22 protein-coding genes are annotated in these 20,518 nt (G+C 68.2%); 9 read left to right on the top strand and 13 right to left on the bottom strand.

What is annotated here, in order from left to right; all coding sequences use genetic code 11:
- Window positions 1–47: 47 nt before the first annotated feature.
- The 6 genes from AC1DW3_RS05640 to AC1DW3_RS05615 form a co-directional block, all read right to left on the bottom strand.
- Window positions 48–920, bottom strand: a complete 873-nt coding sequence (locus AC1DW3_RS05640; protein ID WP_477929406.1) for a competence/damage-inducible protein A — start codon at window positions 918–920, stop codon at window positions 48–50.
- Window positions 921–925: 5 nt separating this feature from the next.
- A complete protein-coding gene (locus AC1DW3_RS05635; RefSeq protein WP_477929405.1) occupies window positions 926–1,759 on the bottom strand; it encodes an EI24 domain-containing protein in 834 nt (277 codons plus the stop codon).
- Window positions 1,759–2,733, bottom strand: coding sequence for a sterol desaturase family protein (locus AC1DW3_RS05630; protein ID WP_477929566.1), 975 nt, complete (start codon window positions 2,731–2,733; stop codon window positions 1,759–1,761). The genes AC1DW3_RS05635 and AC1DW3_RS05630 overlap by 1 nt, the downstream gene beginning before the upstream one ends.
- Window positions 2,733–3,545, bottom strand: a complete 813-nt coding sequence (locus tag AC1DW3_RS05625) for a polysaccharide deacetylase family protein (protein WP_477929404.1) — start codon at window positions 3,543–3,545, stop codon at window positions 2,733–2,735. The genes AC1DW3_RS05630 and AC1DW3_RS05625 overlap by 1 nt, the downstream gene beginning before the upstream one ends.
- A gap of 164 nt (window positions 3,546–3,709) precedes the next feature.
- A complete protein-coding gene (locus AC1DW3_RS05620) occupies window positions 3,710–4,708 on the bottom strand; it encodes a YncE family protein (RefSeq protein ID WP_477929402.1) in 999 nt (332 codons plus the stop codon).
- A gap of 70 nt (window positions 4,709–4,778) precedes the next feature.
- Window positions 4,779–5,591 (bottom strand): TIGR00266 family protein, encoded by an 813-nt coding sequence (locus tag AC1DW3_RS05615; RefSeq protein WP_477929400.1) that lies wholly within the window; start codon window positions 5,589–5,591, stop codon window positions 4,779–4,781.
- Window positions 5,592–5,698: 107 nt separating this feature from the next.
- On the opposite strand from AC1DW3_RS05615, the gene AC1DW3_RS05610 reads away from it, so the two are divergent.
- From AC1DW3_RS05610 to AC1DW3_RS05595, 4 genes are all read left to right on the top strand, one after another.
- Window positions 5,699–6,295, top strand: coding sequence for a GbsR/MarR family transcriptional regulator (locus AC1DW3_RS05610; protein WP_477929398.1), 597 nt, complete (start codon window positions 5,699–5,701; stop codon window positions 6,293–6,295).
- A gap of 66 nt (window positions 6,296–6,361) precedes the next feature.
- Window positions 6,362–6,790, top strand: coding sequence for a thiol-disulfide oxidoreductase DCC family protein (locus AC1DW3_RS05605; protein ID WP_477929396.1), 429 nt, complete (start codon window positions 6,362–6,364; stop codon window positions 6,788–6,790).
- A 21-nt stretch (window positions 6,791–6,811) separates the two neighbouring features.
- Window positions 6,812–7,210, top strand: a complete 399-nt coding sequence (locus AC1DW3_RS05600) for a hypothetical protein (RefSeq protein ID WP_477929394.1) — start codon at window positions 6,812–6,814, stop codon at window positions 7,208–7,210.
- A gap of 3 nt (window positions 7,211–7,213) precedes the next feature.
- The gene (locus AC1DW3_RS05595; protein ID WP_477929392.1) at window positions 7,214–8,029 is read left to right on the top strand and encodes a sugar nucleotide-binding protein; all 816 of its coding nucleotides are present in this window, start codon (window positions 7,214–7,216) and stop codon (window positions 8,027–8,029) included.
- Window positions 8,030–8,063: 34 nt separating this feature from the next.
- On the opposite strand, the gene AC1DW3_RS05590 is transcribed toward AC1DW3_RS05595, so the two are convergent.
- From AC1DW3_RS05590 to phaC, 5 genes are all read right to left on the bottom strand, one after another.
- On the bottom strand, window positions 8,064–9,182 hold the full coding sequence (locus tag AC1DW3_RS05590) for a ThuA domain-containing protein (RefSeq protein ID WP_477929390.1): 1,119 nt from the start codon (window positions 9,180–9,182) through the stop codon (window positions 8,064–8,066).
- A 99-nt stretch (window positions 9,183–9,281) separates the two neighbouring features.
- Window positions 9,282–11,222, bottom strand: a complete 1,941-nt coding sequence (locus tag AC1DW3_RS05585) for a methyl-accepting chemotaxis protein (RefSeq protein ID WP_477929388.1) — start codon at window positions 11,220–11,222, stop codon at window positions 9,282–9,284.
- A 205-nt stretch (window positions 11,223–11,427) separates the two neighbouring features.
- Window positions 11,428–12,165, bottom strand: coding sequence for an acetoacetyl-CoA reductase (phbB, locus tag AC1DW3_RS05580; RefSeq protein WP_477929386.1), 738 nt, complete (start codon window positions 12,163–12,165; stop codon window positions 11,428–11,430).
- Window positions 12,166–12,191: 26 nt separating this feature from the next.
- Window positions 12,192–13,376: an acetyl-CoA C-acetyltransferase gene (locus AC1DW3_RS05575; protein WP_477929384.1), complete on the bottom strand. Its 1,185-nt coding sequence runs from the start codon at window positions 13,374–13,376 to the stop codon at window positions 12,192–12,194.
- Between the two features lie 20 nt (window positions 13,377–13,396).
- Window positions 13,397–15,073: a class I poly(R)-hydroxyalkanoic acid synthase gene (gene phaC / locus AC1DW3_RS05570; RefSeq protein WP_477929382.1), complete on the bottom strand. Its 1,677-nt coding sequence runs from the start codon at window positions 15,071–15,073 to the stop codon at window positions 13,397–13,399.
- A gap of 117 nt (window positions 15,074–15,190) precedes the next feature.
- On the opposite strand from phaC, the gene AC1DW3_RS05565 reads away from it, so the two are divergent.
- A complete protein-coding gene (locus tag AC1DW3_RS05565; RefSeq protein WP_477929380.1) occupies window positions 15,191–15,457 on the top strand; it encodes a hypothetical protein in 267 nt (88 codons plus the stop codon).
- Here the strand turns inward: AC1DW3_RS05565 and AC1DW3_RS05560 are convergent.
- Window positions 15,380–16,108, bottom strand: coding sequence for a purine nucleoside phosphorylase YfiH/LACC1 family protein (locus AC1DW3_RS05560; protein ID WP_477929378.1), 729 nt, complete (start codon window positions 16,106–16,108; stop codon window positions 15,380–15,382). The genes AC1DW3_RS05565 and AC1DW3_RS05560 overlap by 78 nt on opposite strands.
- A complete protein-coding gene (gene maiA, locus AC1DW3_RS05555; RefSeq protein ID WP_477929376.1) occupies window positions 16,098–16,733 on the bottom strand; it encodes a maleylacetoacetate isomerase in 636 nt (211 codons plus the stop codon). The genes AC1DW3_RS05560 and maiA overlap by 11 nt, the downstream gene beginning before the upstream one ends.
- A 34-nt stretch (window positions 16,734–16,767) precedes the next feature.
- On the opposite strand from maiA, the gene AC1DW3_RS05550 reads away from it, so the two are divergent.
- The 4 genes from AC1DW3_RS05550 (at window position 16,768) to AC1DW3_RS05535 (ending at window position 20,511) form a co-directional block, all read left to right on the top strand.
- Window positions 16,768–17,322 (top strand): NUDIX hydrolase, encoded by a 555-nt coding sequence (locus tag AC1DW3_RS05550; protein WP_477929374.1) that lies wholly within the window; start codon window positions 16,768–16,770, stop codon window positions 17,320–17,322.
- A gap of 44 nt (window positions 17,323–17,366) precedes the next feature.
- The gene (locus AC1DW3_RS05545) at window positions 17,367–18,137 is read left to right on the top strand and encodes a substrate-binding periplasmic protein (protein ID WP_477929372.1); all 771 of its coding nucleotides are present in this window, start codon (window positions 17,367–17,369) and stop codon (window positions 18,135–18,137) included.
- A gap of 173 nt (window positions 18,138–18,310) precedes the next feature.
- Window positions 18,311–18,790 carry a chemotaxis protein CheW gene (locus AC1DW3_RS05540; protein WP_477929370.1) on the top strand — a complete coding sequence of 160 codons (480 nt, stop codon included), beginning with the start codon at window positions 18,311–18,313 and terminating at the stop codon, window positions 18,788–18,790.
- Between the two features lie 29 nt (window positions 18,791–18,819).
- Window positions 18,820–20,511 carry a methyl-accepting chemotaxis protein gene (locus tag AC1DW3_RS05535; protein WP_477929369.1) on the top strand — a complete coding sequence of 564 codons (1,692 nt, stop codon included), beginning with the start codon at window positions 18,820–18,822 and terminating at the stop codon, window positions 20,509–20,511.
- Window positions 20,512–20,518 lie beyond the last annotated feature (7 nt).

Raw genomic sequence — 20,518 nt, 5'->3', positions numbered from 1 at the left:
CCGGCAGCGCCGGGCATTATGTGGCGGCCCCGGTTACGGCGCGAGAACTATCGCACCAGCTCGGTGCTGATGGTTGCACCAAACTGGATCACGCCCCGCTTCAGGGCGTCATAGGCGCTGTCGAGGCGTTCTGCATCGCCCAAGCCGATCGACGGGCCGCTCCCTAGATCGGCTGCGCCCCCTCGGGGGGCCGACTGCGTACTCGCAGGCGGGGGGCCCCACTTCACGCCCAGCTCGATGCAGCGGCCCCACTGCGGGTGGTCGACGCTCGGCAGGCTGAAAACCTTGATGCCGGCGAACTCGGCCTCGACGGCTTCCATCAGAGGCGTGAGGCTGGCTTCCATCGCACCCTGGACGATCAGGGAGCGCTCGATGACGCCGACCTGGCGGTGCAGTTGCGGGAAGCGATCCAGCACCCAGGCCATCATCGGATGGGCCATGACGGGGAAGCCCGGCACGAAGTGAACGTTGCCGACGAAGAAACCGGGAATCTTGTTGAAGGGGTTGGGCACGATGCCGGCGCCCTCGGGGAAGACGCCCATCTCCAGGCGGCGCAGCGTGTCGGGCTCGTCGAGCGTGACCGTCTTGCCCTGCTCGGCGGCCATCTGCTGGATGCGCTGCCAGATCAGCTCGCGCGCCTCGGGGTGCAGGGCCAGTGGGCGGCCCAGCGCGGCGGCCGCCGACTGGCGGGTGTGGTCGTCGGGCGTGGCGCCGATGCCGCCGCAGCTGACGATGAGGTCACCGCTCGCGAAGGCCTCGCGCAGTTTGGTGACGAGTTGCTCGCGGTCGTCACCCAGGTATTGGGCCCAGGAGAGCTGCATGCCGCGCTCGGACAGCAGCTCGATGAACTTGGCCAGGTGCGAGTCCTGGCGCTTGCCGGACAGGATCTCGTCGCCAATGATGATCAGTCCGACTTGCATGCGTTTCAGTTCTCCAGGAGGACCGCAGATTCGGCCACCGGCTCCGCCGCCCTTCGCGCCTGCAGGGCCGCCAGCGCGTAGTGCGTGAACCAGGCGGTGGAGAAGGCGAACACCAGCGTGTAGAGCCAGATCGCCAGCAGCACGACGAAGGGGGCGAAGATGATGGCCGTCACGCCTGCAACGGCCCAGATCAACGACGGCACGGCGCCGAGATAACCACAGACGACCCCGATGGCCAGCATCGGGATGCGATGCTCCTTCAGCAGCGCGCGGCGCTCCTCGGCCGAGGCATGGTCGGCCAGCACGTCGAAGCCGAAGACGCGGTAGGTCAGCCAGCCCCAGATCAGCGGTGGCAGCACCATCACCAGCGGCGGGATCAGCCACAGCGGCATGGACAGGATGATGAGCACCAGCGCGATGAAGGTGGCGCCGAGCGAGGCGGCGACGCTCTCCAGCAGCGTGCCGCCGCGCTTCTTCTCCAGCAACGGGAAGCGGCGCTGCGCCACCAGCCGCACGATGGCCGGCGTCATCAACAGTGCGACCAGCAGCAGGCTCAGCAGGATGACGACCGGCAGCACGCCGGCCAGCACGACGATGGCTGCCAGCGCGCTGCGGAAGGCCTGCAGGCCGAAGGAGTCCAGCCATTGCAGCAGGCTCTCGATGAGATGCCAGCTCTCCAGTGTCGCGCGCACGCCGGCGATCGCGCCCTCCCAGAAGAAGAACATGAAGCCGAACACCAGCACACCGCAGATGACCAATGGCAGCAGCGACAACCCGATGACGCGCGGGTGCAGGCAGTAGGCGGCGGCGCGCCAGAAGGAGTCGACGAGGCTTTGCATCAAGCAGTTTTCCTGAACGAGCCGAACAGGCGGGTCAGCCCCAGCCATTGCTGATGCCAGAAGCCGGCGCCGTAGTCGCGGCCGCCCTCCTCGGGCAATTGGTCGCGCACGCCGGTGGCGTCGAAGCGGTTCTCGAAGTTGGCGGTGCGAAACAGCAGGTCCCACAGCGGCAGCAGCACGCCGAAGTTGTGGCCGCCCAGCGTGCCGCGGCCACCCGATTCATGGCCGATGCCGATGCTGTGATGCAGGCGATGAAAGCGCGGGCTGATCAGCAGCTTTTCACCGATGCGGCCGAAGCTGATGCGCGCGTTCGCATGCTGCAGGCTTTCGTGCAGCTGGGTGATGACGGTGATGGCGACGAACTGGCCCGGCTCGACGCCGATCAGGCGGGCCAGCAGGGCCAGCGCGGTGCCCAGCAGCACGTCGTCCAGCAGGTGATTGCGGTTGTCGCTCCACATCGTCATCTGGCGCTGGCTGTGGTGCAGGCTGTGCAGGGCCCACCACCAGTTGAACTGGTGCTGGGCGCGGTGCAGCCAGTAGCCGACGAAGTCAAAGACGACGAGATACAGCAGCAGGCTGACCCAGCCGATGTCGGTGACGCCGGACCAGATCGCATCGAGCTGCCAGGTCTGCAGGCCGGCCATGCGCAGTTCGCTGGCGATGCCGTCCCAGACCGGCTCGATGCTGAAGAACATCAGCAAGCGCACGAGGCCAAGGCGGTGGATCAGTGTGTAGATGACATCGGTGCGGACGGCCCCGTGGTCGGTGACGGGCTCGACCGGCCAGCGTCGCTCCAGCATGCCGATGCCCAGCAGGATGACGGCGATCTGCACCAGGCCGAGCAGCAGCCAACCGGTCGCGTCGAAGGCGTCCTCCAGCAGATTGCCCAGCCCCAGGCCGAACACCACCGGCTGCACGATGGACTCATAGAGCCACAGCTGCGCAGCGTCGAAGATGTTGGAGATCCAGTCGATCACGGCTTGCGGGCGTAGGTCTTGGTGCCCGACTTCAGGGCGACCTTGGTTTCAACGGTCTTGAACAGGCTGGCGAAGCGGGGATGCTCGCGCAGCGGTGCAAAGCATAGGCCCCGCTGCTCCAGGCCCGTCATCAGCGGCTCCAGCACCGCGGGCGCCCAGGGGTCCTGGCGCTCCCAGATGCCCAGGTGGGCGATCAGGATGTCGCCCTGCTTGATGTCGCGCAGCGCCTTTTCGAGCAGTTGCGCGTTGGGATTGCTCTGGCTGGGCAACTCATCGCCCAGAAAGCCAGCGCGGCTCCAGCCCACATGCGTGAAGCCGCAGGCCTTGGCGGTGTTCAGCAGCGCCGTCGACGAACGCCCGGCCGGCGCGCGGAAGACGGGGCCCAGCGGCTTGCCCGTCATGGCCGTGAAGCGTTCGCCCACCTTCTTCAGGCTCTCGCAATACTGCTCGGGCGTGACCTCGCGCACCACGGGCGGATTGACGCCGGCCTGCGTCTTCACCTTGAAGCGCACCACCTTGCCGTCTGCGTCCAGCACGTCTTCCATGAAGATGTCGTGGTCCCAGGTGTGGGAGCCGAAATCATGGCCTTCGGCGGCGCGCTCGCGCCACCAGGGCGCCCAGGTCTCGTCCAGCGTCGTGCCGCCGGTCAGCGTGGGCTCGCTGGCGAGGAAGAAGGTCGCTTTCGCGTTGTGCTTCTTCAGCGTCTCGGCGATCAGCGGCGCGACACCCATGTGGCCGGTGTCGAAGGTGAGATAGACCGGCTTGTCGCAAGACGGTTGCGCCGCGGCCGTCGTGACCGTAAGAGCCAACAGCAGCGCCTTCAGGCGTGTTCGACCGCGGGACCAGCGCTGGGCCGCTCCCGAGCCGGCCCGCGGGCGATGTGCTTGCGGCTCAACGCCGCAAGCATCGCCGTCCCCACGGGGGACCGACCGGGCACGCCCGCGTTCAGCGGGACGAGACTGGGCGAGGGGCATCACAGCCTCGGCTGGTGATCCAGCGTCCAGATGCCGTGCGGCGACTTGCCCACCTTGACCTGCTTGACGACCTTGCGCGTGGCGGTGTCGATCTGCGTAAGCTTGCCGGCCCAGCGCGAGGTGACGAGCAGGGTCTTGCCGTCGGTCAGCAGTTCCATGTCGTCGGGGCCTGCCGGCGCGGGGAACTGGTCGACGACGGCCAGCGTCGTCAGGTCGATCTTGCTGATGGTGTTGGCCGCGCGGTTGCTGACCAGCACATGGCGCTTGTCGCCCCAGGCGCGGAAGGAGTGGGCGCCGGCGCCGGTCAGGATGCGCTTGGCGAGCTTGGGCGCGCCGGCGCCGCTGACGTCCCAGACCTCGACGAACTTGTCGCCCGTCAGGCCGACGAGCAGGAAGCGGTCGTCCGGCGTCAGGTAGATGTCGGCCGGCATCTTGCCGACGGCCTGCTTCCACTTGATGTTCTGCGTCGCCAGGTCGATGGCCAGCAACTCGTCGCTGTCCTGCAGGCTGGCATAGAGCGTCGTGCTCTTGCTGTCGATGTTCAGGTGACTCGGCGTCTTGGGCGCCGGGATGCGCTTGACCAGTTGCAGCGGCTCGGTGGCGGCGCTGCCCTGCCAGCGATAGAGGTCGACGCGGTCCAGCCGGTTGGAGGCGGTGATGAACCACTTCATGTCCGGCGAGAAACGCAGGTGATAGGGGTCGGGGATGCCGCGCACGACGCGCTGGACCTCGGCCGTGCGCGGGTCGATGAAGGTCAGCGAATCAGCCAGCGCATTGGCGACGATGAGGGACTTCTCGTCGGGCGACAGATAGAGGTGGTGGGGCTCCTTGCCCGTCGGGATGCGCTTGACGACGGTGAAGCTGACCGGGTCGACGACCGAGATGTCGGCGTCCAGGGAATTCAGCACGAAGACCGGCGGGCGGCCATTGCTCTGGGCATTGGCCTGGGCCAGGCCGGCCAGGACCATCAGGAGCGCGAACGCGCTGCGACGAAACATTCCAGGAGTCCTTAAAAGCAAAAAGGGCGGCAGCCGCCGCCCTCCACAACGTCGCAGTTTACCGGGGCGTCTACTCGTCATCGCCTCCAAGCAGCCCACCCAGCAGTCCGCCGCCGGCAAAACCACCGAGAACCGAGCCCTCTTCCTTGTGGCCGCCCATCTGCGGCGCCGCCGCGAAGATGCGCGAAGCCAGGCGCGAGAAGGGCAGGCTCTGCAGCCAGACCTCGCCCGGGCCGGTCAGCTTGGCCAGGAACAGGCCTTCGCCGCCGAACAGCGCCGTCTTGATCTTGCCGACGTACTGGATCTCGAAGTTGACGTTGGGCGTGTAAGCCACGACGCAACCCGTGTCGACCAGCAGGGTCTGGCCCGGCTGCAAGCTGCGGCGCACGATGGTGCCGCCGGCATGCACAAAGGCCAGGCCGTCGCCCTCCAGGCGCTCCATGATGAAGCCCTCGCCGCCGAAGAAGCCGGCCGACAGCTTCTGCTGGAAGGCGATGCCCAGGGAGACGCCGCGCGCCGCGCACAGGAAGGCGTCCTTCTGGCAGATCAGCGTGCCGCCGAGGGCCGCCAGATCCATGGGGATGATCTTGCCCGGGTAGGGCGCCGCGAAGGCCACGCGCTGCTTGCCCGTGCCGTTGTTGGTGTAGATGGTGGTGAACAGCGATTCGCCCGTCAGCAGGCGCTTGCCGGCGCCCAGCAGCTTGCCGAGGAAGCCGCCCTGGTTGGCCGAACCGTCGCCGAAGACGGCATCCATGCCGATGGACGAATCCATGAAGAACATCGAACCGGCCTCGCCGATGGCCGCCTCGCCGGGATCGAGTTCGATCTCGACGAACTGCATCTCGGCACCCTTGATCTCATAGTCGACAACATCCATGGCCATGGCGGCTCTCCCATATCAAAAAAACGGTGCGCATGATAGCCACGGCTGGCGCCTTCAAATTTTATTTCTGTATTGACAGAAATTACAGACGGCGTACGCTTGCGGCCATGGAACTCACCGACATCGCCCGCCGCTTCATCGTCCACTGGGGCGAGATGGGCTCCAACTGGGGCGTCAACCGCAGCGTCGCCCAGATCCACGCCCTGCTCTTCGTGCACGGCCAGCCCCTGCATGCCGAGGACATCGCCGACACCCTGGTGCTGGCCCGCTCCAATATCAGCAACAGCCTGAAGGAGTTGCTGAACTGGCGGCTGATCCGCGTCACCCATGTGCTGGGCGACCGACGCGATTACTACGAGACCTCGGGCGATGTCTGGGAGCTGTTCCGCACCATCGTGCGCGAGCGCAAGGAGCGCGAGTTCGACCCCACCGTCGCCCTGCTGCGCGAGCTGTCGCGCGACCCCGGGCTCGACAAGGAGTCCCCCGCCCTGCAGGACCGGCTGCGCAGCACGCTGGATTTCATGCAGACCCTGGGCAGCTGGAGCGACGAGATGCTGCGCCTGTCGCCGGCCACGCTCGAGAAGATCCTGCGCCTGGGCTCCCAGGTGCAGCGCTTTGTGCGGCCGGGGGATGCGATCCAGGCGGCCGATGCTGCGGCACCCAATGTCTTTCCGGTCACGCCACCGATGCCGCCCATGGGGTGACCAACGGGCGCCCGGTCGGCGCCCTTTTTTTGCCTCTCAATTTCACTTTAAACAGAAATAACCGCCGTGACTGCAAACACCCTGCCAGTCCACACCGTCTATTTCGATGGCGCCTGCCCGCTGTGCCGCGGCGAGATGGCCCTGCTGGAGGCGCGCAACAGCGCCGGCCTGCTCGAGTTCATCGACATCGCCGCACCCGGCTTCGATGCAGCAGCACTGGGCGTCAGCCTGGACGCGATGCTGCAGCTCATCCACGTGCGCCGGCCCGACGGGGGCTGGCTCATCGGCATCCCGGCCTTCGAGGTCATCTACGCGGCCACCGGCTTCACCAACGTGGCCCGCTGGCTGCGCCGCCCCTGGTTCGCGCGCCTGGCCGCACGGGCCTACCCCTGGCTCGTCAAGCACCGCTACCAGATGCCCCACACGCTAGTGCGAACCGCCTTTCGCATCCAGGAGCGCGCCTGCCCGGTCGACGGAGCCTGCCGCATTCATTGACTCAACCAAGGAGAGAAAACCGTGTCCGAACTGAACTTTTCCCTGACCCTCGTCATCGCCGTCCTGGGTCCCATGCTGGCCATCGGCTATATGCAGCCCATCCTGCTGGTGGTGCTGGACTCGCTGTGCATCGAGCCGCTGCCTGGCAAGGTCGGCGCCCACTTCTGGGTGCGCAGCGCCTATGTACTGGCCATCGCCGGCACCCTGGTGCTGGCCCTGACCTTCGGCGACTTCCACGGCAGCACGCTGGACGCCGTGCACCGGGCGTTGTGGCTGACCGCGGCCGGCAGCTTCGTCAGCATCGCCATCATCACGCGCCGCGTCTGGGCACCGACGCAGGACAAGCTGGCCCGGCAGCAGGTCGCCTTGTTCAAGCCCCTGGGTCCTGTCGCCACAGCGGCGGCCCGCACGGGAGGCTGAGCCATGAAGATACTCGTCATTGGCGCCGGCGGCTTCGTCGGCCGCCACCTGCTCACGGCGCTGGCCGCGGCCGGGCATGAAGCGGTCAGGGCCGACCTCCACCCCGTGGATTGCTGGGACCTGCCCGAAGCCTGGGAGACCCAGCTCAAGGGCGTGGACGGCGTCGTCTACACCGCCGGCTGCCTGCGCGACCAGGCCGGCGGCGTGAGCGACCTGCTGGACCTGATGCACCACCGCGCGCCGGCTGCGCTGGCCGACGCCTGCGAGGCCCGCGGCATCAACCGCCTCGTGCATGTGTCGGCGCTGTGCGGCGGCGTCAGCGCCTATGCACGCAGCAAGCAGGCCGGCGAGATCGCGCTGGCCGGGCGCGCCTGCATCGTGCGGCCCAGCCTCATCATCGGCGTCGGCGGCATCAGCAGCCGCCTGCTGGACCGGCTCAGCCGCCTGCCCTGGCTGCCCCTGCCGGCCGCTGTCGCCCGCTGCCGCGTGCAGCCCATCCGCGTCGAGGATCTGGCGGCCGGCATCGTGGCGACGCTGGCCGTCCCGCAGGCCCCGTCATGGACCGCCGTCGGCCCCGAAGCCGCCACGGTCGCCGACTGGATTGCGCGCCGCCGCGCCGCCCGCGGCCTGAGCCCCGCACGCCAGGTCGAACTGCCCCACGCCCTGACCCGCGCCTCGGCCCGCCTGGGCGACCTCATCCCCCTGGGCCCCTGGTGCAGCACGGCCCTGGACCTGCTGGCCCACGACAGCGCCGAGCCCGCAGAAGCCTCGCCGCTGGGCCGGCCGCTGCGCAGCGCGATGGAAGGCGCCTGGGCATGACGGCTTCCGGCGCTCGCTCTGGGCTTGAAACCGACTATGGGCCTTTGCTCGCGCCGGGCGCGCAAGCGGGCCTGCCCTTGCCCGCGACCCATTCGACCGCCTGTTCGAGCAGCCTCACATGCGAGGGCTCTGCATAGCTTTCCGGCCGGTGGCCGATGGCGGAGTAAAAGGAACGGCCGCGGCCGACGCAGCGGGTCCAGGCGATGGGGTGGTCACCCATGGCCAGGTCGCCGGGCGCGTAGCTGCGCTCGTCGAGCGTCGCCAGCACGGTCGCGCCGCTGCGCGGGTTGTTCTTGAACGAGTACCACTCGTCCTTCATCGTCCAGCCGCTGCCCAGGCCTGCAGTGATGGGGTGGGTGGCGTCTTCGACGACGACACGGGCGTCCTGGAACTGCGGGTTGCCCGGATGGCCCTTGAAGCGGGCGCCGACCAGGGTGTCGAGGTACCAGTCCCAGAAGGCCTCCGGGTCGCCGGCCGAGCCGTGCATGCCGACATAGCCGCCGCCGTTCTCCACAAAGGCCCGAAAGGCCGCGCGCTGGGAGAGCGTCAGCACGTCGCCGCTGACGTTGTTCCAGACGACGACGTCGAACTGCCGCAGCAGGGCCGGCGTCATCGCGCCGCCCTTGTCCGTGAAGCTCAGCGACCAGCCGCGCTTGCTGGCCATCACCTGGATGGCCGCGTGCGCGGCGTTCACCGAAGGGCCGTCGCGAAAGCCGTTGATCTTCTCGAACACCAGCAGTCTGGGCGAGCCCGGGCCGATGCTGAGCTGCGGCGGGTCGTTGTCGTAGCGGGCGCAACGGGCGGCGCGGTCTGCATCGGTCACGGCCACGGCGCGCAGGGCGGCGTCGAGCCGCGCCAGCGGCGGGAAGTCGGGCCTGTCGGCCAGGGAGCGCACCCGCAGGATGGCCGAGAAGGTGGGCGCCTCGGTGCCGCTCAGCCAGGCATCCAGCGAGCGGGCGCCGGGCCAGGCCTTTTGCAGCGCGTCGACCGCGGCGGGCGACAGCAGGACGTCGATGAGGGGGCTGTCGATCGAGAAGGGCGCGTCGCGCAGCGGGCAGTCCTTCACCGGCTCGGCCAGCGCCACCGCGGCATGACAGGCCAGCAGGACCGCCGCTGCGGCGCCCCGAAAACCGGTGGCAACGACGTTCATCATCCGTTCACTCCCGACTGCCTGGCGAGACGCCCGCGCCGGAGGGTATCAATCTTCAACCGCCAGGGCCAAAGGCCCACGCCGCCGGCGCTGTGAGGCCGATCAGGCGGTCGCGACGCGAAAGCGCGACGCCGCGTCGCGCAACTGCCCAGCCCGGTCTTCCAGCAACGAAGCGGACGCCGCCGTCTCCTCGACCAGCGCCGCGTTCTGCTGCGTCGTCGAGTCCACCTCGCGGATGGCCGCGGCCAGCTGGCGCACCTGGTCGGCCTGTGACGAAGACTGGCTGCTGATGTCGCCGACGATGGCGGCCACGCGATGGATGGCCTGCACGATCTCGCCCATGGAGCCGCCCGCCTGGGCCACATAGGCCTCGCCCTGGTGGACGGTCTCGATGGACGTGTTGATCAGCGTCTTGATCTCTCTTGCTGCTTCCGCTGACCGCTGGGCCAGCGAGCGCACCTCGCTCGCCACCACGGCAAAACCCCGCCCCTGCTCGCCCGCGCGCGCGGCTTCGACGGCGGCGTTCAGCGCCAGGATATTGGTCTGGAAGGCGATCGAGTCGATGACCTGGATGATGTCGCCGATCTTGCGCGAGCTGGCGGTGATCTCCTCCATGGAATCGACGGCGCGCTGCACGATGGCGCCGCCACGGCCGGCCAGGTCGGCCGCGCCCTGCACGAGGTCATGGGCCTCGCGGGCGCTGCTCATGTTGTGGTCGACGGTCTGCTCCAGCATGCCGGTACTGGCGCTGGTCTGCTCGACGACCGAAGCCATCGCATTGCCACGCGCCGACAGGTCCTGGTTGGCGCCCGAGATCTGCGTGGCCGAGCTGGAGATGTGCTCGGCGCCGGCACGCACCTCGTGCACCAGGCCGCTCAGCCGCCGCATGGCCTCGCGCAGGGAATTCGTGGCCAGCACGACCTCGTCGCGGCCGTCCAGCGCCGGGCTGTCGCTGAGGTCGCCCGCGCCGAGGGCCTCGATGCGCCGACCCAGCGCCGCGCAGCTGCTGCGCGAGGCCAGGTAATAGCTCACCAACGCATAGACGGCGATGGCGACGAAGGCGATGGCCAGCACCATGGCCGTCCACAGCTCGCGCGTCAGGCGCTTGACCCGCACCTCGACCAGCTCGGCCAGCTTGGCCTCGGCGGCGCGCTCCAGCTTGTCGGTGGCGGCGATCTGTGCCGTGCCGAGGGCGAACCACTCGGCCGCATCGACCTTGGGCGCCTCGCCCAGTACAAAGCCCTGGGCGAACTTCTCGCGATAGTCCTTGCGGATGCGATCGGGCAGCTGAACGTCCAGGCCCTTGACGGCGTCGGGATTGGCCGCGGCGACGCGGTTCAGCGCGCCGGTCAGGCGCGTCAGATATTCCTCGGCCAGCGTGTCGGCCTGGTGCAGGCGCTGCAGCACGCCTTGGGGCGGCGTGCCCATCTGCGCGGCCGCGGAACCCAGGGCGCGCATGCGGCCGACGGCATCGCGCAGATGCGGCAGGGCGTCGGTCACGCTCAGCATCAGGTAATAGGTGTCGGCATCGGGGTCCAGGGCCAGATTGGACTCGGACGAGGCCTGCTCGACGAGGGACTGGACGCTGTCGGTCAACGCAAAGCTGGCCATGATGACGGCCTCGGGCTCGGCCGCACCGAGGGCGACCAGGGCCTTGGCCTTGGCACGCGCAGCGGCCAGGCCGGCAGCGAGCTTGAGCGGATCCTGGTCGGTGGCGATCTCGCGTTCCAGCGCCTGGGCCTGACTGTCGAACTTGGCCAGGGCCTCGTCACGCTTGGCCTCGGCGCCGGGCGTCTTGGCACTCAGGCCGATGGAGGTGCCGCGCAGCACCATGGCCGCGTTCAGCAGGCCGCTGACCTGGCGCACCTGGGCGACACCGACCAGTTCCTTGGCCGAGAAGTCACGGGCGTCCGAGCGGTCGCCCGCCAACGACACCAGCAGGTAGACCAGCGGAATCGCGAAGCACAGGCAGACGATGAAGAACTTGTGCGCCATCGGCAGGCGGCGCATCAGCCTCACGGCGGGTAGGAAGACAAAGTTCATGCGACTCATCCCTATTGCTAATGCGCCAGCTGTGCGGCGCTGGATCGGGAATGTAGTCAGGCCAAGCCCCTGATTCAGGGGACAAGTTCACAGACACGCGTCTATCCCCGTGCAAGCGTGGAATTGTTGCCATGGCGCCCCAAGGCGGTGCGGAAATGAAAAAGCCGGCATCGCTGCCGGCTCGGGTCGAGGCGCGCTGCCGCGATCACCCCATGTGCATGCCGCCATTGCAGGAGAAGTCGGCACCGGTCGAGAAGCCCGAATCGCCGCTGGCCAGCCAGGCGACGATGGAGCCGATCTCCTCGGGCGTGCCCAGGCGCTTCACCGGGATGGTCGCGACGATCTTCTCCAGCACTTCCGGCTTGATGGCGCGGACCATGTCCGTGCCGATGTAGCCGGGGCTGACGGTGTTGACCGTCACGCCCTTGGATGCCACCTCCTGCGCCAGCGCCATCGTGAAGCCATGCATGCCGGCCTTGGCGGCCGAGTAATTGGTCTGGCCGGCCTGGCCCTTCTCGCCGTTGACCGAGCTGATCTGGATGATGCGGCCCCAGCCCTTTTCCACCATGCCCGGCACCACCTGCTTGGTGACGTTGAACATGCTGTTGAGGTTGGTGTCGATGACCGCATGCCAGTCGTCTGGCGTCATCTTCAGGAACATGCGATCCTTGGTGATGCCGGCGTTGTTGACCAGCACGTCGATGGCGCCATGCTCGGCCACGGCCATGGAGAAGGCCTGGACGGTGGAGTCCCAGTCGGCCACATTGCCGACCGAGGCGTAGAAGCTATAGCCCAGCGCCTTCTGCTCGTCCAACCACTTGGTGTAGTCGCGGCTCGGGCCGCAGCCGGCGATGACCTTGAAACCTTCCTTGTGCAGGCGCTGGCAGATGGCGGTGCCGATACCGCCCATGCCACCCGTGACGTAGGCAACTTTTTGGCTCATGGATGTCTCCTGGTTGTTGTGGGGAATCAGCGTTCAACGGTCAGGGCCACGCCCATGCCGCCGCCAATGCACAGGGATGCTATGCCCTTCTTGGCATCGCGCTTGATCATCTCGTGCAGCAGCGTGACGAGCACGCGGCAGCCGCTGGCGCCGATGGGGTGGCCGAGCGCAATGGCGCCGCCGTTGACGTTGACCTTGCTCATGTCCCAGCCCATCTCGTTGTGCACGGCGCAGGCCTGGGCCGCGAAGGCCTCGTTGATTTCCAGCAGGTCGAGGTCGGCGGGCTTCCAGCCGGCGCGCTCCAGGGCCTTGCGGGCGGCCGGCACGGGGCCCATGCCCATCAGGGCGGGATCCAGGCCGGCGCTGGCGTAGGACGCGATGCGCGCCAGCGGCGTCAGGCCCAGGGCCGCGGCCTTGGCGGCAGTCATGACCACCACGCCGGCAGCGCCGTCGTTCAGGCCCGAGGCGTTGCCGGCAGTGACGCTGCCGGCCTTGTCGAAGGCGGGGCGCAGGCCGGCCAGCGCTTCGGCGTTGGACTTGCGGTTGATGAACTCGTCGGCGGCGAAGACGATGGGGTCGCCCTTCTTCTGAGCGATGCTGAACGGGACGATCTCGTCCTTGAAGCGGCCGGCGTCTTGCGCGGCAGCAGCCTTCTGCTGGCTGCCCAGGGCCAGCGCGTCCTGCTGCTCGCGGGTGATGCCGTACTTCTTGGCGACGTTCTCGGCCGTGATGCCCATGTGGTACTGGTTGTACACGTCCCACAGACCGTCAACGATCATCGTGTCGACCATCTTCCAGTCGCCCATGCGCTGGCCATCGCGCGAGCCCGGCAGCACGTGGGGGCTCATGCTCATGCTCTCCTGGCCGCCGGCGATGACGATCTCGCTGTCGCCGTCTCGGATGGACTGGACCGCCAGCATCACGGCCTTGAGGCCGGAGCCGCAGACCTTGTTGATGGTCATGGCCGGCACCGAATTCGGCATGCCGGACTTGATGACGGACTGGCGCGCCGGGTTCTGGCCCACGCCGGCGGTCAGCACCTGGCCGAGGATGACCTCGCCGATCTGGTCGCCTTGCAGGCCCGTGCGGCGCAGCAGGTCCTGGATGACGGCCGAACCCAGTTCGGTGGCGGGCGTCTTGGCGAGCGTGCCGCCGAACTTGCCGATGGCGGTGCGTGCGGCTGCGACGATGACGATGTCTTCTTTGCTCATGGATGTCTCCTTAAAAACGGTCAGGCTTTGACTTTGACGTAGCGACCGGGCGCAGGCTCGATCGCCTTGAACTTGCGATTGCCCGGCGTCTTGGGCGCGGGCTTCCTGGCGCCGGCATGCGAGGCCAGCCAGGCGGACCAGTCCGGCCACCAGCTGCCCGGGTGCTCGGTCGCGCTTGCGAACCAGGCGTCGGCATCGGCCGGCAATGCGGCGCCCTTGGCAATCCAGTGGCTGCGCTTGCCCTTGGCCGGCGGGTTGATGACGCCGGCGATATGACCCGAGGCGCCCATCACGAAGCGCTTCTTGCCCTTCAGGATCTGCGTGCTGCGGTAGGCGGCCTGCCAGGGCACGATGTGGTCCTCGCGCGAGCCGTAGATGTAGACGGGCGCTTCGATCGCGCCGAGGTCCAGCTTCTCGCCGCAGACGGTCAGCTTGCCCGGCTGCTTCAACTCGTTCTGCAGATAGGTGTGGCGCAGATACCAGCAGTACATCGGGCCGGGCAGATTCGTGGAGTCGCCGTTCCAGTACAGCAGGTCGAAGGGCGGCGGCTGCTCGCCCTTCAGGTAGTTGCCGACGACATAGTTCCAGACCAGGTCGTTGGGGCGCAGGAGGCTGAAGGTGGTGGCCAGCTCCTGGCCGTGCAGCAGCTGCGGGCCCTTGGGCGACTCGGGGCCGAGGGTGGCCTCGCGCAGGCGCACGCTGGCCTCGTCGACAAAGATGTCCAGGATGCCGTTGTCGGCAAAGTCCAGCAGCGTGGTCAGCAGCGTGACGCTGGCGGCCGGCTGCTCGCCGCGCGCGGCCAGTACGCCCAGGGCCGTGGCGAGGATGGTGCCCCCGACGCAGAAGCCCAAGGCGTTGATCTTGTCCTGGCCGGAGATCTCCTGCACGACGCGGATGGCTCGAACAGCGCCCTGCTCGATGTAGTCGTCCCAGGTCAGCGCCTTGACCGACTCGTCCGGGTTGCGCCAGCTGACGACGAAGACGCGATGGCCCTCGGAGACGGCGTAGCGGMTCAGCGAGTTGTCCGGCTGCAGGTCGAGGATGTAGAACTTGTTGATGCAGGGCGGCACCAGCAGGAAGGGCCGCGCATGCACCTCGGCCGTCAGCGGCGCGTATTCGATGAGCTGGAAGAGGTCGTTCTCGAACACCACGCTGCCGGCGGTGGTGGCGACGTTCTTGCCGACCTCGAAGGCGCTCTCGTCCGTCTGCGACACATGGCCGCGCTGCACATCGCCCCACAGATGCTGCAGGCCACGGGACAGCGTTTCACCCTTGCTGTCCAGGGCCAGCTTCTGCGCTTCGGGATTGAGCGCCAGGAAGTTGCTGGGCGAGGCCGCGTCGACGAACTGCTGCACGGCGAAGCGGATGCGTGCCTTGGTCTTGTCGTCCGCCTCGACCTGCTCGGCCATCCTGCCCAGCGTGCGGCCGTTGAGCAGATAAAGCTGGCTCATGAAGTTGGCGGCCGGGTTGGACCGCCATTCGGGTGCGGCGAAGCGGCGGTCGCCGATGGCCGGAGCCTCGGCCTGTCCCAGTGAGGTGTTCCACAATGCCGTGGCCTGCTTCAGATAGTCGGCCTGCAGTTCGGCCAGTGCCGCTGGCGAGATCTGCGGCAGATGGGTCATCTGCTGCATCAGGTCGGCGAAAGCGGCCTGCCCCTCCATCGCGGGCTGGGCGTCGTTCTTCTTGCGTGTGGCCATGTCTTCCTCGGAGCTCCCGCGTCAGCGGTGTTGTCTCGATCCGTTGCAATAAGCTTGCCACATCTCGCAGACCCTGTTTGTACTCTTGCGCACTGACGCGCCAATGACACCCCCATCATGTACCTTGTCGCTATTGCGTGGGCCTACGTCGCGTTGATGATGGCCGCGGCCGAAGCAATCAGCCCTCAGGGCACGCTGTTCGGCGCCTTCGTCACGCTGATGCTTTACGGCGTCCTGCCACTGGGCCTGTTGCTCTACATCCTCGGCACACCGGGCCGCAAGCGGCGCCGTCGCGCCGCCGAGGCTTCAGCGCAGGCTGACGCAGGCGGCCATGCGGCCGCGGGGTCGCCCGAGAGCCTCGCCGCGGAACGAGAAGAAGCGTGAATCATCGGTCAGCGTGCACCAGGATCCGCCGCTGATTTGAGTGACATTGACCGAGGTCAAGCTTTCGCGAGCCAGCAAGGCCAGGTCGGCGCGCCAGCGAGGCTCGGGGTTGGGGCGGTACAGAAAGCCGGGCTGGTCGCGCGCCATGGGCTCGCGGCCGAAAGCGGCAACGACTTCGGGACCGACCTCGAAGGCCTCGGGGCCGATGCAGGCGCCCAGCCAGGCTTTCACTTCATGCGGCTCGCAATTCGCTGCCTTGCAAAGCTCGGCCACCGTGTTCTGCAGCACGCCGGCTGCCAGGCCGCGCCAGCCCGCATGCGCACCGGCCACGCCGCCTGGCGCCGTGAACAGCACCGGCAGGCAGTCGGCGACGAGGATGGCCACGGCCAGTTCGGGGTCGGTGGACACGGCCGCGTCGGCTTTGGGCGCGTTGTCGTCATGCCAGTCGGCGCGCAGGCGCACGACGTCGGCGCCATGGACCTGATCGAGGGAGACGGGCCGGGCGCCGAGCAGTTCGGCCAGGCCGGCGCGGTTGGCCTTGGCGACGTCGGGGTCGCCCGCCTTGCGGCCAAAGTTGGGGCCGCGCGTCGTCATGAAGGCCGTCACACCCGGCCAGTCGGGCCGCAGCCAGTTCCTCGGATCAAGCGGCATCGGGGCAGACGCTGGGGTGGGTGTTGGCGAAGGCCGGCAGGGCCAGGCAAGCTGCATTGACGCGCATCACCGTCGGGTAGTCGCCCAGCGGGCATTCGAAGCGCTCGGCGTTGTAGATCTGCGGCACGAGCAGGCAGTCGGCCAGGCCCGGCGTGTCGCCGAAGCAGAACTGCCCTGCCGTTGCCGCCAGGCGCTGCTCGACGATGGCCAGGCCCGTCGCCACCCAGTGGCGGTACCAGCGGTCGACGGTGGACTGTTCCTGGCCGAGGTCGTTCTTCAGATAGCGCAGCACGCGCAGGTTGTTGATCGGGTGGATGTCGCAGCCGATGTCCTGGGCCAGCGCCCTCACCTGCGCGCGCGCGATCGCCCCCTGGGGCAGCAGCGGCGGCTCGGGGTGGGTCTCGTCCAGGTATTCCAGGATGGCCATGGACTGGCTCAGCCACTGGCCATCGTCCAGCACCAGGGCGGGCACGAGGTGGGAGGCCTGCCGGGCTGCGAAGTTGCCGGCGAACTGCTCGTTCTTGGCCAGGTGGATGGCCGCGTAGTCGTAGTCCAGGCCCTTCAGCGCCAGGGCGATGCGCACCCGCCAGGAGGCCGACGAACGAAAGTAGTTGTAGAGCTTCATGACCGGGATTCTGGTCCCTTCTAAACTGGCTCGCATGCCCTTCCCCGCCCCCCTCAGACATTGCCCTGCCTGCGGCACGGCCGTGGAATACCGCGTCCCCGCCGACGACAACCGCGAGCGCGCGGTCTGCCCGGGCTGCAGCACCATCCACTACCAGAACCCGCTGAACGTGGTCGGCACGCTGCCCGTCTGGGAAGCCGACGGCCGCGTGCTGCTGTGCCGCCGCGCCATCGAGCCGCGCCACGGGCTGTGGACGCTGCCGGCCGGCTTCATGGAACTGAACGAGACCCTGGCCGAAGGCGCCTGGCGCGAGACGCGCGAGGAGGCCGGCGCCGACATCGAGATGGGGCCGCTGTACACGGTGCTGAATGTCGTGCGCGTCGGCCAGATCCATGTGTTCTACCGGGCGCGGCTGCGCTCACCCGACTTCAACCCAGGCCCGGAGTCGCTGGAGGCGCGCCTGTTCGCCGAGGACGAGATCCCCTGGGACGACATCGCCTTCAAGACGACGCGGGAGACGCTGCGCTGCTTCTTCGAGGACCGCCGCGCGGGCCGCGGCTACGGCCTGCACGAGATCGACATTCCCTGATCCTGCGCGCATCATCGACACCATCTCCGGCGGAGGGGTAAGCCATGTCGACGCGACGCGTTTGGTGCAAGGCGGGGCTGGGTTGGATGGCGGGCCTGGGGCTGGCAGGCCCCGCCCACGCCACACCGCTGCGCGCGGTCGGCTCACAGTTCGCGCGCATCTTCGAAGGCGCCGAGGGCCAGGCGCCCAAGGGACTGGCCGTGGAGCTCCTGGGCATGCTGTTCGGCGACAACGTGCGCTGCGAATGGCTGCCCTGGTCGCGCGCCCAGTTGATGATCGAACAGGGCGAAGCCGACATCCTCATCGGCCCCTACCGCACGCCTGAGCGCGAGGCCCGCATGCTGTTCAGCGTGCGCTCCTTCTATTCGGACGCCATGGTCTGGTATGCCCGCCGCGGCGAGGAGGCGCGCTGGACGGGCGAGTTCGCCGAGCTGGCCCAGACGCCCGTGGCCGCCGTGCGCGGCTGGGCCTATGGCAGCCGCTTCGAGCGCATGAAGACGTCGATGAACCAGCTGACCTGGGTACAGAACGTCGACGCCGGCCTGCAGATGCTGATGAAGCGCCGCGTCGAGTTGTTCGCGGCCAATGACCGCAACTGTCAGCCGGTGCTGCAGAAACTCAATCTCGCCGATGCCGTGGCGCGTTGCTCGCCGCCGCTGGACGTGCTGCACGGCCACATGGCTTTTGCACGCAGCGCCGCCGGCGAGGGTCTGTCGCAGCGCTATGACCAGGCCTTCGAGCAATGGCTGCGCACCGGTTCGGCGACCGAGCTGTATCGCCGCTGGGGCGTGGACCGCCCGTCGACGCCACTCTGAAGGCCCGCGCAGCCTCGCCCCGCGGCGCCGACACGCGGGCGCACGCCATTCCGTGCTGCTGTTGGCAGCGCGGCCCTCGTGCCCGTCCGACAGCTTGATCGAAATCAAACCCGGGGTGCAGGGGCGCACCTACGCTGAAGGCCATCTTGCAAGTCAAGCAGGGAGGCCAACACATGACCGCAATCTCACTCATAGAACGAAGTGCCGTTGGCGCGGCAAGCCCACCCCGCCAGGTGCTCAGCTCGCGGCTGGGAGCCGAGGAGTACGGCATCGACATCCTGGCTGTCCAGGAGATCCGCCGCTATGAGCCGCCCACCCGTATTGCCAATGCGGCCACCCATCTGCTGGGCGTCATGAACCTGCGCGGGGTCATCGTGCCCATCGTGGACCTGCGTGACCGCCTCGGCCTGCAGGCCGTCAACGGCACGGACACCGTCACCGTGGTCGTCAACCTCGGTGGGCGCACCGTCGGGCTGGTGGTGGACGCGGTGTCCGACGTCGTGGCCCTGGCACCCGAGCAGATCCAGCCGCGGCCCCGCCTGGGCGATCGGGTCGACGCGGGATTCATCGTTGGCGTGGCCTCGCTGAACGCTGCCACCGGGCAGCGCCTGCTGCTGCTGATCGACCTCGTCGCGCTGCTGCGCGATCTCTGACCCGCAACGGGGACACTGGGAGAACAGACATGAACGCATTGAAGAACCTGCGCATAGGCGCACGCCTGACCATCGCCTTCGCCCTGGTGGCAGTGCTGATGGCGGCCACGGCCCTCAACACCCGCCTGGGCCTGGCCAATGTCCGCGACAACATGGAGGGCGTGCTGCACGACCGCTACGCCAAGGTCAAGATCGTCAACGACATCGGCGACCACGTGAACCTGCATGCCCGCATGGTGCGCAACCTGGTGATCTTCGACAGCGAGGAACAGCGCCGCCAGGAGATCACCTCGCTGCTGGACTCGCGGCAAGCCGTCTCCAAGGCCTACGACGATCTGCGCGGCCGCCTGAATTCGCCTGAGGGCCGCGCCCTGTTCGACAAGGTGCAACTGGAACGCGCCGGCTTCGTCGCGGAGGAAGACGAGCTCGTGAAGCTGGTGCAGGCCGGCGATCAGGCCGGTGCCAAGGCCGTGCTCATCGACAAGCTTCGCCCTCGTCAACTGGCCTACCAGAAGCGCCTGGCAGAGCTGACAGACCTCGAGGAGCAACTGATGGAGACGGCGGGTGCCGACACGATTGCCACCATCGGCAATGTCACGGCGCTGGCCATGGGCGGGGCGCTGCTGGGCATCGTCATCGCCATCGTGGCGGGCATGATCGTCACGCGCTCGGTGACGCGCCCGATCGGCCGGGTCGTCGGCGACCTCCGGACGATCGCCGGCGGCGACCTGACCGTTGACGTGACGGTGGACCGCGGTGACGAAGTGGGCGAGCTGCAGCGCGCCCTGTCCGGCACGGTGGACGCGTTGCGCCGCCTGGTGGGCGAGGTGCGCTCGGGCATCGACTCGGTGACCACGGCGTCGGGCCAGATCGCGGCGGGCAACCAGGACCTGTCCAGCCGCACCGAGCAGCAGGCGTCCAGCTTGCAGGAAACCGCCAGCTCGATGGAAGAGCTGACGGCGATGGTGAAGCAAAGCGCCGACGCGGCCCGCGCCGCCAGCGGGCTGGCCGCCAACGCCAGCAAGGTGGCCGGCCGGGGCGGCGAAGTGGTGGGCCTCGTCGTGGGCACGATGGAGGAGATCAGCAGCAGCAGCCGCAAGATCGGCGAGATCATCGGCGTCATCGACAGCATCGCCTTCCAGACCAACATCCTCGCGCTGAATGCAGCCGTGGAGGCCGCACGGGCCGGCGAGCAGGGGCGCGGCTTCGCGGTGGTCGCCAGCGAAGTGCGCGTGCTGGCCCAGCGCAGCGCCGAAGCGGCCAAGGAGATCAAGGCCCTGATCGGCGCCAGCGCCGACAAGGTGGAAGCCGGCAGCCGCCAGGTCGCCGAAGCCGGCCAGACGATGCAGGACATCGTGGAGGAGGTACGCAAGGTCAACGACCTGATCGGCGAGATCGCGGGCACCGCCGGGGAACAGAGCCGCGGCATCGAGCAGGTCAACATCGCCGTGACGCAGATGGACCAGGTCACCCAGCAGAACGCGGCGCTGGTGGAGGAAAGCGCGGCGGCGGCATCCAGCCTGGCCCATCAGGCCCAGTCACTGGCCAACGCCGTCGCGGTCTTCCGGATGGAGGCCGCAGACCGCGCCGCGCCATCCCTCTCGCGTCCGGGGCCCGAAACCGCGCGCGCCCGCGCTGCGACTCCGGTCGCAAGGCGATCTGTCCAGTCAGCGGCTAGCCGCGCCGCCCTGGAACAAGAGCCCGCCTGGGAAGCGTTCTGAGCACTTC

It is taken from the genome of Roseateles sp. P2_H4, from assembly GCF_056403315.1.
This window is presented reverse-complemented; position numbering and strand designations above follow the sequence as displayed.